Source organism: Rhodoligotrophos defluvii, assembly GCF_005281615.1.
Lineage (GTDB): Bacteria > Pseudomonadota > Alphaproteobacteria > Rhizobiales > Im1 > Rhodoligotrophos > Rhodoligotrophos defluvii.
Genome location: NZ_SZZM01000001.1, coordinates 299,199 through 314,741 on the forward strand (window position 1 = coordinate 299,199; position 15,543 = coordinate 314,741).

General features: G+C 65.2%; 13 protein-coding genes. 8 read left to right on the forward strand and 5 right to left on the reverse strand.

Annotated features, from left to right (window positions below; translation table 11 throughout):
- Positions 1 to 23: 23 nt before the first annotated feature.
- Both E4P09_RS01375 and E4P09_RS01380 read right to left on the reverse strand, forming a co-directional pair.
- Positions 24 to 3,113, reverse strand: a complete 3,090-nt coding sequence (locus E4P09_RS01375) for an efflux RND transporter permease subunit (protein WP_137387801.1) — start codon at positions 3,111 to 3,113, stop codon at positions 24 to 26.
- Positions 3,110 to 4,180 carry an efflux RND transporter periplasmic adaptor subunit gene (locus E4P09_RS01380; RefSeq protein ID WP_170984170.1) on the reverse strand — a complete coding sequence of 357 codons (1,071 nt, stop codon included), beginning with the start codon at positions 4,178 to 4,180 and terminating at the stop codon, positions 3,110 to 3,112. Before E4P09_RS01380 ends, E4P09_RS01375 begins: the two co-directional genes overlap by 4 nt.
- 209 nt (positions 4,181 to 4,389) lie before the next feature.
- Here E4P09_RS01380 and E4P09_RS01385 point away from each other — a divergent pair, with 209 nt between their 5' ends.
- The 4 genes from E4P09_RS01385 to E4P09_RS26765 all read left to right on the forward strand — a co-directional run bounded on the left by E4P09_RS01385 (position 4,390) and on the right by E4P09_RS26765 (position 6,331).
- Complete coding sequence (locus tag E4P09_RS01385) at positions 4,390 to 4,965, forward strand: 5-formyltetrahydrofolate cyclo-ligase (RefSeq protein WP_239024990.1); 576 nt, start codon at positions 4,390 to 4,392, stop codon at positions 4,963 to 4,965.
- A 114-nt stretch (positions 4,966 to 5,079) separates the two neighbouring features.
- Positions 5,080 to 5,349, forward strand: coding sequence for a hypothetical protein (locus tag E4P09_RS01390; RefSeq protein WP_137387804.1), 270 nt, complete (start codon positions 5,080 to 5,082; stop codon positions 5,347 to 5,349).
- Between the two features lie 15 nt (positions 5,350 to 5,364).
- Positions 5,365 to 5,718, forward strand: a complete 354-nt coding sequence (locus tag E4P09_RS01395; protein WP_137387805.1) for a hypothetical protein — start codon at positions 5,365 to 5,367, stop codon at positions 5,716 to 5,718.
- Between the two features lie 145 nt (positions 5,719 to 5,863).
- Positions 5,864 to 6,331 (forward strand): BA14K family protein, encoded by a 468-nt coding sequence (locus E4P09_RS26765; RefSeq protein ID WP_338048973.1) that lies wholly within the window; start codon positions 5,864 to 5,866, stop codon positions 6,329 to 6,331.
- Positions 6,332 to 6,368: 37 nt separating this feature from the next.
- On the opposite strand, the gene E4P09_RS01405 is transcribed toward E4P09_RS26765, so the two are convergent.
- Positions 6,369 to 7,109: an SDR family NAD(P)-dependent oxidoreductase gene (locus E4P09_RS01405; protein ID WP_170984171.1), complete on the reverse strand. Its 741-nt coding sequence runs from the start codon at positions 7,107 to 7,109 to the stop codon at positions 6,369 to 6,371.
- 231 nt (positions 7,110 to 7,340) lie between these two features.
- Here E4P09_RS01405 and hutC point away from each other — a divergent pair, with 231 nt between their 5' ends.
- Entirely contained in the window at positions 7,341 to 8,069 is a 729-nt protein-coding gene (gene hutC, locus E4P09_RS01410; RefSeq protein ID WP_205041987.1) for a histidine utilization transcriptional repressor HutC, read from the forward strand.
- A 303-nt stretch (positions 8,070 to 8,372) separates the two neighbouring features.
- Here the strand turns inward: hutC and E4P09_RS01415 are convergent, their stop codons facing one another.
- Entirely contained in the window at positions 8,373 to 9,203 is an 831-nt protein-coding gene (locus E4P09_RS01415; RefSeq protein WP_137387808.1) for a universal stress protein, read from the reverse strand.
- 198 nt (positions 9,204 to 9,401) lie between these two features.
- On the opposite strand from E4P09_RS01415, the gene E4P09_RS01420 reads away from it, so the two are divergent.
- A complete protein-coding gene (locus E4P09_RS01420; protein WP_137387809.1) occupies positions 9,402 to 10,154 on the forward strand; it encodes a pyridoxine 5'-phosphate synthase in 753 nt (250 codons plus the stop codon).
- A 54-nt stretch (positions 10,155 to 10,208) separates the two neighbouring features.
- Here E4P09_RS01420 and E4P09_RS01425 read toward each other — a convergent pair whose 3' ends face one another.
- On the reverse strand, positions 10,209 to 11,777 hold the full coding sequence (locus tag E4P09_RS01425) for a bifunctional aminoglycoside phosphotransferase/ATP-binding protein (protein WP_137387810.1): 1,569 nt from the start codon (positions 11,775 to 11,777) through the stop codon (positions 10,209 to 10,211).
- Between the two features lie 388 nt (positions 11,778 to 12,165).
- On the opposite strand from E4P09_RS01425, the gene E4P09_RS01430 reads away from it, so the two are divergent.
- Together E4P09_RS01430 and mdoH are read left to right on the forward strand one after the other, a co-directional pair.
- Positions 12,166 to 13,656, forward strand: a complete 1,491-nt coding sequence (locus tag E4P09_RS01430; protein WP_338048974.1) for an OpgD/OpgG family glucan biosynthesis protein — start codon at positions 12,166 to 12,168, stop codon at positions 13,654 to 13,656.
- Entirely contained in the window at positions 13,653 to 15,506 is a 1,854-nt protein-coding gene (gene mdoH / locus E4P09_RS01435) for a glucans biosynthesis glucosyltransferase MdoH (RefSeq protein WP_170984172.1), read from the forward strand. Before E4P09_RS01430 ends, mdoH begins: the two co-directional genes overlap by 4 nt.
- Positions 15,507 to 15,543 lie beyond the last annotated feature (37 nt).

The following is a 15,543-nucleotide window of genomic DNA, read 5'->3' on the forward strand; positions in this document are numbered from 1 at the left end:
CCCGGTTATTTGCGCCACCGGTGTTATTCGGCAGGCTGATGAGTTTCGCCCAGTGCGCCTTGATGCGGGATCTGTACCGCAAGGGGCGCCTGCTTGTCACGCCGGATGAGGGAATAGACCGCAGGGATGACGAACAGCGTGAAGAAGGTGCCGACCGAGATCCCGCCGACGATGACCCAGCCGATGCTGTGGCGGCTCTCGGCGCCCGCTCCGGTCGCAATGGCCAGCGGCACCGCGCCCAGAACCATGGCGCCGGTGGTCATGAGAATGGGGCGCAGACGCAGGGTTGCCGCCTCCAGCACGGCCTCCCGAACCGGCCGGCCCTCGTCGCGCCGGTGATTGGCGAACTCGACGATAAGGATGCCGTGCTTGGAGATGAGGCCGATCAAAGTCACGAGGCCGACCTGGCTGTATATGTTGAGCGTGCCGCCGGCATAATAGAGGGTGATCAGGCCACCGGCGATCGACAGCGGCACGGTCAGAAGGATGATGAAGGGGTCGATGAAGCTCTCGAATTGCGCGGAAAGCACGAGGTAGATGAACAGAAGCGCGAGCGCGAAGGTGAGATAGATCTCGGCCCCGGCCTGCTTGAAGTCCCGCGACTGCCCGGAATAGTCGATGCGGACGGTCGATGGCAGCTTGTCGCGAATGGCGGTCTCGAGCCTGGCGAGCGCCTCGCCGAGGCTCGCGCCCTCGCCGAGATTAGCGGTCAAGGTGGCCGAACGCAGCTGGTTGAAATGGTTGAGCTCGCGCGGCGCGACCCGCTCCTTCACCTCCACGATATTGGATAGAGGCACCATGGCGCCCTGGGCGCTACGCACATACAGATTCTCCAGGTCCTGAGGTGCCGAGCGGTCGGAGCGGGCCAGCTGGACCAGAACGTCGTACTGCTTGCCCTCGCGCTCGAACCGGGTGACCTGGCGGCCGCCGAGCATGGTCTCGAGCGTGCGGCCGACCGTATCCACATTGATGCCGAGATCGGCCGCCTTGTCGCGGTCCAGGGAGACCTCGACCTGCGGCTTGTTGAGTTCGAGGTCCGACTCGACATTGACCAAGCCGGGATAATCCGCCACCGCATCGCGCACCTGGCGCACCATCTCATCCAGCTCCTCGTACGGGGCGGTGGTCTGGATGACGATCTCCACCGCCTTGGAGCCGCCGCGCTGGCCAAGCGGCGCCGGCAGCACGGGAAAGACGTCGATGCCCGGCACGCGCCGCATTTCGCCGCGCAGCTGCTGGGCGATCTCGCGGGCCGTACGCTCGCGCTCCTCCCAGGGCTTGAGCACGATGAACGAGTTGCCGGACGAGACGGTGGGCCAGCCGCCCATCACCGAATAGGACTGGCGCTCCGGAACCCGTGAATAGATCTCTTCCAGCTGCTGGGCGTACTTGTCCATGTAGTCGATGGTGGCCCCCTCGGGGCCGACGATCCGGCCCATGATGGCACCCTGGTCCTCGTAGGGCGCAAGCTCGGACCGCAGCAGCGTATAATAGAAGACGCCGGTGCCGGCGACGCATAGACCGATCAGCACCACCAGGAGCCGCTGGGACAACGCCACCGCAAGCAGCCGGCGGTAGCCGCTGGTCATAGCATCAAGGAAGCGCTCGATCGCGCGGGAGAGAATGTTGCCGGAGTGCCCCGCGCGCAGGAGCTTCGCGCACATCATCGGCGACAGGGTGAGTGCCACGAAGCCGGAGATGAGCACGGCGCCGGCCAGCGCCCAGGCGAATTCGGTGAAGAGCTGCCCGGTCTTGCCGGTCATGAACCCGATCGGCACGTAGACCGCCGCGAGAGTCAGCGTCATGGCGATGACGGCAAAGGCGATCTCGCGGGATCCTTTCAGCGCGGCTTGCACAGGGGAGAGGCCCTGCTCCACATAGCGGTAGATGTTCTCGAGCATCACGATCGCATCATCCACCACCAGGCCGATGGCCAGCACGAGCGCCAGCAGCGTGAGGGTGTTGATGGTGAAGCCGAAGAAGAACATCAGCGCGAAGGTGCCGATCAGCGATACCGGGATGGTGACGATCGGAATGATCGTGGCGCGCAGGGAGCGGAGGAAGAAAAAGATGATCAGCACCACCAGCGCGATCGCTTCGGCGATGGTGCGATAGACGTTCTCGATCGACTTCTCGATGAAGACCGAGCGGTCATAGCCGATATTGACCGTCATGCCGGCGGGCAGCTCCCTTTCGATCTCCGGCAGGATGGTACGCACCTCGCGCGAGACGTCGAGCGGGTTGGCGGTGGCCTGCTTCACCACCCCCAAGGTGATGGCATTGTTGCCGATATAGCGGGCGAACATGCGCTCGCTGTGCGCGGCCAGCTCGGCATGGCCCACATCCTTGAGCCTGATCGAGTAGCCTTCCGCCTGCTTAATGATGAGGTTGTCGAACTGCTCGACCGTCTGCAGGTTGGTGCGCGACAGCACCGTGAACTCACGGTCGCGCCCCTCCACCAGGCCGGCGGGGATATCCACGTTCTGCCGGCGCAGCGCGTCTTCTACATCCTGAACGGTGAGGTTGTAGCCGGCAAGCCGCATGGGATCGAGCCATAGGCGCATGGCGAAGCGCCGCTCGCCGTATATGCGAACCTCGGCCACCCCGGAGAGGGTCTGGAGCTGGTCCTTCACATAGCGATCGGCATAGTCGCTGAGCTGAAGGCGGTTATGTGCGGTGCTGGAAAACGAAAGGTACAAGACCGGCTGGGCGTCGGCCTCGACCTTCTGGATGACGGGCGTCTCGATCTCTTCGGGCAGGCGCCGCGTGGCCCGGCTCACCCGGTCGCGAACATCGGCGGCTGCGCTGTCCGCATCGCGATCGAGGTCGAAGACGATGGTGATGTGGCTGCGCTCCTGCCGGCTCACCGAGGTCATGTAGTCGATGCCCTCGATGCCGGCGAGGCTTTCCTCCAGCACCCGGGTGACCTGGCTCTCCATGATGCTGGCACTGGCGCCGGGATAGGTGGTGCTCACATTCACCACCGGGCTGTCGATGTTCGGATATTCCCGCACTGTCAGCCGGTCGTAGCTGACGAGGCCGAGGAGCACCACCACCAGGCTCAGCACGGTGGCGAAGACGGGGCGATGGATGCAGGTATCCGACAGCTTCATGATCGGCTCGGGGCGTGGGGCGCCGCGCGCGCGCCGGTCCTGTCCTCCGTGTTGTCCGGGCCAGACTGCTGCGGGTTGGCGAATGCGGGCCCGCCGACGATCTCGACCGCATCGCCATCGCGCAGCTTCATCTGCCCTGCGGTGACCACCACGTCCGAGGGCTGAAGGCCCCTCATCACTTCCACGAGACCGGCTTGGCGGACGCCAATAGCCACCTTCGTCTCCCGCGCGAGGCCCTCGACGATCCGGTAGACGAACTGATCGCTGCCCTTAGGCACCAGCGCGGTCTCGGGCACGAACAGAGCATCCTGCCGTTGCGAGACCGTGACGCTCACCCGCGCGAACAGCCCCGGCTTCAGGCGCCCCTCGCGATTGGGAATCTCCGCCCGCAGTTGCAGCGAGCGGCCTGCGGATGTCACCTGGGGTGCGATCACCGTGACCTTTCCGGCGAACCGGTCTCCCGGCAGGGCATCGACCGCCACGTCGACCGGCTGCCCCAAGCCGAGATGACGCAGCACCCTTTCCGGCAGCTGAAAGGTGACCTTGAGCGGATCGGTCTGAATCAGCTCCACCAGATCGTCACCGCGGCTGACATAGGCGCCGACGCTGACGGTGCGCAGCCCGACCTCGCCGGCAAAGGGCGCATATATGCGAGTTTCGCTGAGGTTCTTTTCGGCAATGGCGACCCGCGCTTCCGCAACACGGAGCTGCGCCAGGGCTTCGTCGCGGGCGCGTTCCGTGCCGGCGCGCGAGGTCAGAAGCTGGGTCGCACGATCGCTGTTCTGCTTGGCGAGGGCGAAATTGGCCTTTGCTTCGTCGAGCTGGGCCTTGTAGAGCACATCGTCCAGGGAAAACAGCAGGGCGCCCTGTTCGACGCGGTGGCCCTCCTCGAAATGGATCGCTGCGATGCGGCCATCGATCTGCGGGCGGATAACGACTGCTTCGTTTGGCGCGAGGGCGCCGGCGGCGGGCAACGTTTCGCTCAGAGGCTGTCTTGTGACGGGGGCCGCATCAACGGGCACCGCCTCGGCGCGCGCTGCTGGCGGGGAGAGCGCGGCTGCCATCATTGCGCAGGCCAGCAGGGGTGCCGCCCACCGGGATCCGGCTCGTCCATGGGGATTCATGACCAGCGATGCACCCTCACCTTATCGGCCGCACTCTGGGCCCAGTCGGATCCTCGTGCAAGAGATGCGCCATAAAGATCTCATCTTCGCAAGAATTCCGCCGTCAAAACACCGTGAAGGCTCGGGCGGCGCGGTTTGCTCGGGAGGCTGCTTTGGATTGGGATGAGGTGGACGCCTGGCGCAAGGCCGAGCGGGAGCGGATGGCGGCGGCCCGCCTGGGGATGAGCGTGGATGAGCGCGCGGCGCTCACACGCGGCATCATTGCGCAGCTCGACGAGGCGGCCGGAGCGGTGCCCGGCCTGGTCATCAGCGGTTATTTCCCGTTCCGGGGAGAGCCGGACTTGCGTCCCTGGATGGTCGCGTTGGTGGACCGGGGGGTGCGGGTGGCGTCGCCGGTGGTGACGCAGAGACATGCGCCGCTAAGCTTCCGGCTGTGGACACCTGCCGCCAAGCTCACGCGGGGAGTGTTGGGCATTCCCATACCGGCGGATACGGCAAGCGTGGTGCCGAACGTCGTGATCGCCCCCTGCCTGGCGTTCGACAGCGCCTGCTACCGGCTCGGCTATGGCGGCGGCTATTTCGATCGGACCCTGGCCTCGTTCCGCGAGAAGCCATTAGCGATCGGAGTGGCCTTCAGCCGCTTCCAAATCGAGACCATTCATCCCCAGCCGCACGATGTTCCCATGGACAAGGTGGTAACGGAGCGCGCGGTGATCCGCAAAGCCTAGCCGGGACGCCATCGAATCGCGCCAAAGCGGCCAGCGCGACGCCACAACCATAAGTTATGTAACGCACGTGCTAAACTATGCAGGTGCGTCATGGGTCGCGTGAGTCGTGTGGGAATGCTGGCAATGCTTCTGGCGCTGACGGCGCTGGGAGGCTCCGGCCATGGTGTTCGCGCCAGCGAGGCGCAGGCTTATCCGTGGAGATCAACAGACCAGGGCTGGCTCGAACTGTTCCGGCTCGGCGTCGGAAATCCGGGCGTAGAGCCGTGGGATCCACAGGCCGCGCCCGGCCATGGCAACGTCAACCGGTTCCCGCCGTATTTCAACTCGACCTTGCGGGACGAGCTGCCCACCTGGGCACCGGACGTTGCGCCACGCAATCGCTGATACGCAACGCCGTCCATGATCACCGCAAACCACTTGAAAAGAAGCGTCTCTGCGAACCTGGCCGCGATTGCCGTCTTCGCCGGAACCCTTGCGGCCGCCTGCGCCGCGGAAGCCCCCTGCGAGCGGCATGGGCCGGACGGCGCATGCGCATCGCCCGTCAATGCACTGGAGTCGCTCTTCAAGCAGCAGCTGGTACCGAGGGAATTTCGGCCCGAGCCGTGGCTGCCGGGCAGCGAACCGTGGCAGAATTCTGCCGAGTCGCTCTGCGACCGCCGCTATGGTGGGTTCGATCGCAACGCCGGCCTCTCCAGTCCGACCGGCTTGAGCATTTACCTGCAGCAGCAGGACCCGGTCTGCACCTACCGGTGACCACTTGCGGCGGTTCAGGCGGCATTCACCTGGATCTGTCTTTAATTGTCCTGAGAGAGGATGCTTTGCAGATACTCTAGCTGTCACTGACCAAATAGGCACAGGAACATCCATGAGCTCCAATAGAGGCTTGAGGACTGCTGCAATGGCCGCTGCCATTGTCGGCGCCATGGTTACCGTGGGGGCGAGCGAGGCTTCGGCCCAAAGCGGCTATTGCGACCGCTATGCTCGCGATTATGCCAACCGCTACGCCAATCCGGCCGGCAACGTGCTCGGCGGGGCCGCGGCCGGGGCGATCGGCGGTGCCGTCATCGGCGGTATCGTCGGCGGGGGCAAGGGCGCGGGCAGAGGCGCTGCCATCGGCGCCGGCGTCGGCGCGCTGGGCGGTGCCGCGGGCACCGGTGGCCAGTGGAACAACTATTACTACGCGGCCTATAACGACTGCATGGCCCGCAATGCCGGTGGGCCGCCGCGGCCTGTCTACGGCGGCCGCGGCCGGTTCGAGCCCTGGACGCCCGCCTGGTATCGCTATTGCCAGCAGCGCTACCGGTCGTTCAACCCGCAGACCGGATATTTCCGGACCGGCTCCGGCCAATATCGCTTCTGCCAGTAAGGCAAACATCGCGTGGGCGGCGCGGCGGCAGATGACCTCAAGCGGTCGTCCTGCCGCCGGCGCCAAGCGCGACAGTCTGGCCGCTAAGGGATGCGGCCTCGTCGGAGCATAGCGCGACCACGAGGGTCGCCAGCTTGGCCGGGTCGGCCGAACCGGCCGGTCCGATAAGGAAATAGGCTACCCCTTGCGCGGGCGCCGCATCCAGCGCCATGCCGCGGGTCATGCTCTGCAGGCTCGCCTGTGCGGCCAGCGCCTGGTCCAGGGTTTCCCGCCGGCCATCTCTCACTTCAATCACGGTTATGACGCGGCCCCAGCCCCTTTCCTCCATTCCGGGCACCAGCAGGTCGACCATCCGCAGGGCCCCTTCGAGCTGGTCGTCCAGCCGCAGGCTCGCCCGCTCGGCGGTGTCGGATGCGCCCCCCGTCCAGCCGATGCTCACGACGGTGACGAGGACCGAGATAGGCCCCAGCTCCGACTGCACATGGTCAGCGAAGCGCTGACGGGCATCGGCCGAGCTCAGGTCGAGCTGGCCGCCGAGCCCCCGCGCGCCGGCCATCACCACCGCGTCGAGAATCCCGTCCAGCGCCTCCGCCGCTCTCAGCCTCTCGTCGTGATGCGCACCGCCGACAGCGGACGGATCAATGAAGCCCACCGCGATCGCCGCACCTGCGGCGGCCAAGGCGGATGCAATCACCCGGCCCGCGCCGCTGTCACCGCAAGTGATCCACACCGTCCGTCCCGCAAGCCGGGAGGCTGAGCGCTCTACTGGTCCAGCCATGCCTTCATCCTCTTGAGCGTGAGCTGTCTCAAGGTCAACCGGCTCACGACTCTCCGGATCCATGATGCCACATTTGCCGGCGAGAACACCAAGCGTGCTTGCGGGACGGCGCCGAATCAATACGGATGGAGAAGAAGGCTCAAGCGCGGGGATGGCGAGCAATGGCGAGGGCGAGATGAGGTGGACGGTTCGGGGATGACGGCTTCGCAGGTTCGGCAGAATGTGAGTCCATTGCCGATATATCAGCGCATCAAGAGCCACATTGCCGAGCACATTCGCCGAGGCGATTGGCCCGCCGGCCTCAAGATACCGTCGGAAAATCAGCTGGTCGCCGAGTTGAAGGTCAGCCGGATGACGATCAACCGGGCGCTGCGCGAGCTGACCGACGAAGGCTTTCTGTCGCGGGTGCAGGGAGTGGGCACTTTCGTGCGCGGCAATCCTCTGCAGGCCGGCACTGTCGAGCTGCGCGACATCGCCGAGGAGATCCGATCGCGCGGCCGTGCCCACCGGGCCATCATCGAGGCGCAGGACGCCACACGGGCAACGCCGGAGCTGGCGCGCCTGTTCGGCCTGGCGGAGCCTGCGCGTCTGTTCCAGCTCGTGCTCGTCCATTGCGAGGACGAGCTTCCGGTTCAGGTGGAAGAGCGCTGGTGCAACCCGGCAGTGCTGCCGGATTTCCTGAAGCAGGACTTCACCCGCGTGACACCCGAGGCCTATCTCGCGGGAGCCACCTCAATGGACGAGGTCGAGCATACCATTCGCGCCGTCACGCCGCAGGCACGACATCAGCGACTGCTGATCATCAATCCGGACGAGCCTTGCCTGAGCATAGAGCGGCGGATCTGGTCGGGCGGCCATGTGGCAAGCTACGCTCGGCTGACGCAACCCGGCAGCCGCTACCTCTGGCGCTCGCGCTGGACACCAGTGGCATCGCCCAAGGGAAAACCGGATAACGGATAGGAAAACGGACGGCCTCGGGGTAGGCCGCCCGTTCCACCAGGCTCGCTTGCGAGGGGAAGCAAGATGCGGGATCGAGCCAATAGTTAGGAGGATAGAGCAGCCGGCGCACAAGTCATCTTAAGCTTTGGTAAGATTGCCGGAAGCGCCCGGCAGAACAAGCGCCGCCGCCGCCACAGCGACGTCAGCCGTATGGCGCCGGATGGCCCGGTCAAAGCCGGGCTCAGAGTTGCGCAATTGCCGGCTGGAGGCAATCCAGGGGCCTAAGATGAGGCGTCCAGGCGGCGGGGCTATTCGGCTCGGCACCTAGTGCGATAGCAGCACCGGCACGGTCATGTGGTGCAGAATGTCCCGTGTGGCGCCGCCGAACATGAATTCGCGCATCCGCGACTTGCCGTAGCCTCCCATGACCACCAGGTCGGAGCCGAAGTCGGAAATCCGCGACAGGATTTCGTCTCCCACGCTCACATCCTTTACGACCGAGCGGTGGATTTCCGCGTTCACCCCGTGGCGAGCCAGGCTGGCAGCTATTTCCGTGCCGGCGATGCCTTCATCTTCCTCTGGATTGACGCAGAGGATGATGGTGCGCTTGGCTTGCTTCAACAGAGGCAGCGCGTCGAACACCGCGCGGGACGCCTCGCGCTTGTTGTTCCAGGCTATGGTGACCTCGGTGCCGATGTCCGGGAACGTACCCGCCGACGGGATGACCAGAACCGGCCGTCCGGTTTCGAGCAGCAGGCGCTCGCAGAGGTCGATCTCGACCATCGATTCGCCGTCCGGGTCCACCTGGCCGGCGACCACCAGGTCGGCGTTGCGACCATGGGCAATCACCACGTCGGCGATGATGGAGCCCTCCGCCTCGACCTGGCGCCACTCCGCGCTGAGGCCCTGCGCCTTGGTGGCCGTCTCGAACAGCTGCTTAACCTGCTCTGCCCGCTCCTCGTAATACTGCCGCTGCGTATCCATGATCTCCGGCGTGATCTGCATGGCGATGGCCGGGTAGACCTGCACCGCTGGGATCACATACAGGCCGACCAGATGCGCCGCGTAGCGCGCCGCGAGCTTCGTGGCGATGCCAAGGACAACGCTCGCCCTCTCAACGTCGTTGAGCGAAACGACGATCGTCTTGTAGCCCATGGCTTCCCTCCCCCAATGCGTCAGCCGCGCCTGAAACCTGCCGTGGCAGCGCGGCCCGTGCTCCAACTGTCCATGTGCGCGAGAGGCGGTCAAGTGGCAAACGATCTGAACCGTTGATGGAGACCACGTTGACCTTAACGCCGGCTAAAACTATCGTCAGCAAAAAGCCCGCTCTCTCAGTTATTTAAAGGACCGCAGATGCCCACCAGCCTCAGCGTCAATCTGAACAAGGTTGCCCTGTTGAGAAACCAGCGCGATCTGCCCTATCCAAGAGTCATCGAGATGGCGCGCATCTGCATCGGCGCGGGCTGTCACGGCATCACGGTCCATCCCCGGCCCGATGAGCGCCACATCACCCGGCGCGACGTGCGCGAGCTCAAGGCGCTGCTCGGGCGCCATCCGACGATCGAGTTCAATATCGAGGGTTATCCCAGCGACGATTTCCTCGCGCTGGTGGCGGAGGTTCGCCCGGAGCAGGTCACCCTCGTGCCGGATGCACCCGACCAGCGTACGTCGGACCATGGCTGGGATATTCCGACCAATCGTGCCCTGCTGGAAAAGGTCATCGGCCGGCTCCGCGCACATGGCGCTCGCGTGTCCCTGTTCGTCGATGCGGATCCCGCCATGGCGGCGGAGGCGGCAAGCGTCGGCGCCGACCGGGTGGAGCTCTATACGGGGCCCTACCATTTCGCCCTGATGAAGGGAGAGGCGGCCGCGATCCTGCCGAGCTATCGGGCGGCCGCCGAGGCCGCGCAGAAAGCAGGGCTGGGCGTCAATGCCGGCCATGACCTCAATCTCGACAACCTCGCCGGTTTCCTTGACGCGGTGCCGCAGGTGCTGGAGGTTTCAATCGGCCACGCCATCACGGCCGATGCGCTGATCATGGGCATGGCCAACGCGGTCGCCGCCTATCTCGCCGTGCTGAACCATGCCGGCCGGCAGCGCGGCTGATCCCGCGGGGCTTCAGAACGGGGGCTGAACTGCGGTCCGGGCTGCAGTGTTCGCTCAAGCGAGAGCGCCAAGCCTGCGGCTCAACAGCCGGCGCGCTTCGCGCAACGTGTCCTCCACCGAACCGCTTGCATCGACCGGGGCCCACGAGATTGGGCCGGTGCCATAGGTCAACTGGCGCTCCACCACCTCCGGGGTCGCATCGGAGGCATCCCCGGTCCGCTGCTGCACCCGGTCCTTCATCTTCTCCGGCGGAGCGGTCAGCCAGAGGCCGATGAACGGCAGCTTGAGCGACTGGGCCACGCGGCCGATGGCGGCGCGCTCGTCGGGCCGCGCGTAGACCGCATCGACAACGACCGAGTGGCCGCCACGCAGGGCGATCTTCGCCTTCTGGGCAAGCGAGCCATAGACTTCGGCGCTGGCCGCTTCGGTATAGGCATGGGGCTGGAGACGTTCGTGCTCGCCGACGCCGAACATCGCCTTCCGCTCGACATCGCTGCGCAGGTGCAGCGCGCCTGGTGCCGCGCCGATCTGGTAGGCGAGAGCTGCCGCGAGCGTGCTCTTGCCGGTACCCGAGAGACCGCCGACCGCGATCAGCTTGGCCGGCGGCGGCGTGAGATAGCCGATCGCAGCGGTGACCAGTCCGACCAGCTGCTGCTGGGCAGGTCCGCGCTGCGCCGCCGGCAGCTGCCGCAGCCGGTCGATGATCACGACGGCGCGCACCGCGGCGCGCAGGGCAAGGAACAGCGGTAGCGCCGAGAGGCCGTACAACGTCATCGGCGTGTCGCTCAGCTGCACATAGCGGTTGAGCAGGAGCTGGGCCGCCGGGCGGAACCCGTGCTGCATCATATCCATGAGCAGGAAGGCAAGATCGTAAAGGACGTCGATCGTTGCCAGATCCTCATCGAACTCCAAGGCATCGAACAGGACGGGCTGGCCGCCGATAAGGGCAATATTGGCGAGGTGCAGATCGCCATGGCAGCGGCGGACGAAGCCGCGTTCGGCGCGCATGTCGAGGCTGCGTGCCGCGGCTGCGCGCGCGCGCTCCAAATGATCGGCGAAGCGCTGGCGCAACGGAACGGGGATCAGGTCAGGTGCGGCGGCAAAGGCCTGGCCGACCTGCCGCGCCACCCGGGCGGCCCGCTCGGCACCGCGCCTGGTGGCGTGGACGGGCGCAGCCTCGTGGGACCGGAACACCACATGCGCAAGCTTCGCGACAAGAGAAGGTGCCAGGCCGTGTCGTGCGGCGTAGTTCGCGAGCAGGTGCTCCTGAGCGAAGCGCCGCATGTGCAGAGCCCATTCGACGACCTCGCCCCGGCCCCCGATACGAAGGCGACCGTCGGCCCGGCGGGTGATCGGCACCACGTCCCGGTAAATCTGAGGTGCCTGCGGCCGGTTCAGCTGCAATTCGTGCCGCAACACCTGCTCGCGCCGGGAAAGCGTGGAGAAATCGAGATAGGGCAGCTTGACCGGCCGTTTGAGCTTGTAGGCATCTTCGCCGGCAAGGAATACGACAGCAGCGTGGGTATCGACCCGCTCTACCGGTACGGGGCCATCTCCGTAAGCCTGGGCATTGCCGAGAAAGCCGAGCACTTCGTCGAAGCTCGTGTGCTCAGGGTTCGGCATCCGCCCCACTCCCGTGCCGGATTAACACTCGCCAGGAGACAATACTTATCAAATTGAAATTGCGCCATGCGGGCCCGTGGGCCGATGGCCATTTTTGCCGAGATCCGCACATTTTGTCGCGGTGACGGAACTTTTGCCTTGGCCAACCATTGGTGGAGCTGAGGAGGGGTGCGGCTCCCTGGGCGCGTCGTAAAGGTCACTTGCGTTTGCAGGGCGCAATGATAGATCAATGTCAGTGGCCAAGTTCCCGGGCGACAACATAGTTTTAGCGTAAATCAATACTACGCGATGCGAGCTCCGGCCGCGAGGGCGGACACGTTGCAGTGCGTTAAGTGAGGCGTCAGCAATGGATCGTCGCGAGATCCTTAAACTTATTGGGATTATTGCATTGGCAAGTGGACCGCTGGCAGCCTCTTCGGCTCGAGCGCAGACCCCGCAAAACGCCGTGCCGGTGGGCGAGCCCAAGCCGTTCTCGCCTGGCGACGTGCGGGACATGGCACAGGCGCTGGCGGGCGAGCCGTTCAAGCCGCGCGAGGCCGACCTGCCCGAGAATCTCGCCAATCTCACCTACGACCAGTACCGGGATATCAGATTCCGCCCGGAAGCATCGATCTGGCGCGGGGATGGCCGCGGCTTCGCAGTCGACCTGCAGCATGCCGGCTCGATCTTCAAGACGCCGGTGGACATCTTTCTCGTCGAGAATGGCGAGGCGCGGCCAGTTCTCTATGACTCCAACCTGTTCACCTTCGGGCCCCGGGTAGCGCCGCCGCCGGAGGGCCTGCAGCTGCCCTATTCCGGGTTTCGTCTGCGCCATCCCATGAACCGTCCCGACTACATGGACGAGTTCGCCGTGTTTCAGGGGGCGAGCTATTTCCGGGCGGTGGGGCGCGGCCAACTGTACGGGCTTTCCGCTCGCGGCCTGGCGCTCAACACGGCCTCGCCCAAGGGCGAGGAATTCCCCTATTTCCGCGCATTCTGGATCGAGCGGCCCGCGCCCGATGCAAGGGTGATCGTCGCCTATGCTCTGCTTGATTCGCCCAGCACGACGGGTGCTTATCGGTTTACCCTGCGGCCCGGTGACACAACCCTGGTCGATGTTGAACTGACGCTGTTCCCGCGAGTTGATCTCGATCACGTCGGCTTTGGCGCCTTGACGAGCATGTTCTTGTTCGATCCGACCAACCGCAACCGCTTCGACGACTACCGCCCCGCCGTACACGACAGCCATGGCCTCGCGATCTGGACGGGCAACGGCGAATGGCTGTGGCGGCCGCTAGCCAATCCGGCCTTGCTGCAGATCAGCGCTTTCGTCGACAGCAATCCGCGGGGCTTCGGCCTTGTCCAGCGCCGGCGCGAGTTCGACTACTACGAGGATACAGAGGCCCATTATGAAAAGCGGCCGACCTGCTGGGTGGAACCGGTGGGGGACTGGGGCCGCGGCCATGTGGAACTGGTCGAGATTCCGACCGACAAGGAAATCAACGACAATATCGTGGCCTACTGGCGTCCGGCCCAGCCCGTCCGTGCCAACGATGCCTTCACGCTGATCTACCGGCTGCACTGGGGCAGCGCGATACCGCGCACCGATACGATCGCGGCGATAGAAGCCACGCGCGCAGGCCTCAATTTCGCCCACGATCGGCGTCTATTTGTCGTCGACATCGTGAAGACGCCAGAGCTCGCCGGCGCTCAGGCCGAAGTGAATGCGAGCGGTGGCATCGTCGCAAATGTGGTGGGTCGTGAAAATCCCGATGACCGAACCTACAGGGTAAGCTTCGAGCTGGACACGGCTGATCGCGACCTCATCGAGCTGCGTCTTCGGATGATGAAGGACGGACGATCGGTCTCGGAGACCTGGCTTTATCGATGGACCAGATGACAAGCAACGCTGCCGCTATCGCGGGCGGCCTGGACTATCTCGACGATCCACTTGTGCCGCCCGAGCGGCCCCTGCTGATGCCGGTGCAGTCGAGCACCCGATCGAGCCGGCGCATGGGCCGTGCGCGTCCTCGACCGGACACGGGCACACTCGTATCGCGCCTATTCGTGGCCACCACCACCTTCGCGCTCACCGCCATCGCCACCTACGAGATGATCAATGTGGTGGCCGTTACGGAAGTGAGCTGGCTGCAGGGCGTGTTTGCCGCCCTGTTCGCGGTGACGTTCCTATGGATCGCGCTGCCCTGCGCCAGCGCGATGCTGGGCTTCCTCCATCTCGTGCGCAAGAGCGGCCGCGAGCCGCCGCAGCTGTCCCCAGGACCGTTGGGCCGCAATGTCCTCGTCATGCCGGTCTACAACGAGGATCCGACCCGCACGTGCCTTGCCCTGGAAGCCATGGGGCGTGATCTCGACGCCAACGGCGCCGCGGACAATTTCGAGATCTTCATCCTCAGCGATACCCGAGACGAGGCGATTGCCCGGCAAGAGGAGATCGCCATCCGCAACTTGCGGCGCGCGCTTGGTCCGGATCTTACGGTCTATTACCGGCGCCGTGCCCTGAACACGGGCCGCAAGGCCGGGAACATCGCCGATTTCGTGCGGCGCTGGGGCGGACGCTACGACCACATGGTGGTGCTGGATGCCGACAGCATGATGAGCGCTGAGACGCTGATCTATCTGGCGCGGGCCATGGCGCTCGACCCGCGCGCCGGCATCATTCAGACCGTGCCCATGCTGGCGGGCCGCAGCACCCTGTTCGCCAGAATGCAGCAGTTCGCAACCCGGATCTACGGCCCGATCATCGCCGAAGGTCTGGCCGCCTGGCACGGACGGGAGAGCAATTTCTGGGGCCACAACGCGATCATCCGAACCCGCGCCTTCGCTCAAAGCGCAGGACTGCCGGAACTGTCCGGACGCAAGCCGTTCGGGGGCCATATCATGAGCCACGATTTCGTGGAGGCGGCCCTCATGGTGCGGGCCGGCTGGTCGGTCTACATGGTGCCGGAGCTCAAGGGCTCGTATGAGGAATGTCCGCCTTCGCTGATCGACCTGGCCGGGCGCGACCGGCGCTGGGCACAGGGAAACCTGCAGCACATCAAGGTGATCGGTGCCAAGAAGCTGGCCCTCATGAGCCGCATCCACCTCCTGGTGGGCATCATGTCGTATCTGGCGTCGCCCTTGTGGCTGGCCATGATCGCCATCGGACTGGCGCTGGCCACCCAAGCGCATTTCACCCACCCCGACTACTTCCCGGAAGGCTTCAACCTGTTCCCGCGCTGGCCGGTGTTCGACAGCGAGCGGGCGCTGCAGCTGTTCACCTTCACCATGGGCGTGCTGCTGCTGCCGAAGGTGCTGGGCGTGCTCGCAGCATTGCTGAACCCGGCGGAGCGGCAGGCGTGCGGCGGCGGGCTGGCGGTGGTGCTCGGCATGGTGGCCGAAACGCTGCTTTCGGCACTCATCGCTCCGGTGATGATGCTGCTGCAGACCCGCTGGGTGATGGAAATCGTCATGGGACGCGACAGCGGCTGGAACGCGCAGCGGCGGGATGACGGGTCCCTGCCCTTCTCCACCATTTTCGGCAATCACTACGGGCAGATGCTGTTCGGCGCTGTCATGGCGGCGGCGGCCTATACCGTGTCGGTGGACACCTTTCTCTGGCTGTCGCCGGTTACCATCGGCCTCGTACTGGCACCGCTGCTTTCATGGCTTACGGCGCAAGTCTCCGCCGGCATAGCCTTCCGGCGGGCGCGGCTTTTCCTCATTCCGGAAGAAGTCCCTGCGCAGGCATAGAGTTCCCGCTCATCAGCAGATCACGCTCTCTTCACTT

What these genes read in the sequence shown, in the direction of transcription:
- E4P09_RS01395 (WP_137387805.1), top strand. Translation starts at nt 5,365, where the DNA reads ATGATCACCGCAAACCACTTGAAAAGAAGCGTCTCTGCGAACCTGGCC.
- E4P09_RS01415 (WP_137387808.1), bottom strand. Translation starts at nt 9,203, where the DNA reads ATGGGCTACAAGACGATCGTCGTTTCGCTCAACGACGTTGAGAGGGCG.
- mdoH (WP_170984172.1), top strand. Translation starts at nt 13,653, where the DNA reads ATGACAAGCAACGCTGCCGCTATCGCGGGCGGCCTGGACTATCTCGAC.
- E4P09_RS01375 (WP_137387801.1), bottom strand. Translation starts at nt 3,113, where the DNA reads ATGAAGCTGTCGGATACCTGCATCCATCGCCCCGTCTTCGCCACCGTG.
- E4P09_RS01405 (WP_170984171.1), bottom strand. Translation starts at nt 7,109, where the DNA reads ATGGCTGGACCAGTAGAGCGCTCAGCCTCCCGGCTTGCGGGACGGACG.
- E4P09_RS01390 (WP_137387804.1), top strand. Translation starts at nt 5,080, where the DNA reads ATGCTGGCAATGCTTCTGGCGCTGACGGCGCTGGGAGGCTCCGGCCAT.
- E4P09_RS01380 (WP_170984170.1), bottom strand. Translation starts at nt 4,180, where the DNA reads ATGATGGCAGCCGCGCTCTCCCCGCCAGCAGCGCGCGCCGAGGCGGTG.
- E4P09_RS01425 (WP_137387810.1), bottom strand. Translation starts at nt 11,777, where the DNA reads ATGCCGAACCCTGAGCACACGAGCTTCGACGAAGTGCTCGGCTTTCTC.
- E4P09_RS01420 (WP_137387809.1), top strand. Translation starts at nt 9,402, where the DNA reads ATGCCCACCAGCCTCAGCGTCAATCTGAACAAGGTTGCCCTGTTGAGA.
- E4P09_RS26765 (WP_338048973.1), top strand. Translation starts at nt 5,864, where the DNA reads ATGGCCGCTGCCATTGTCGGCGCCATGGTTACCGTGGGGGCGAGCGAG.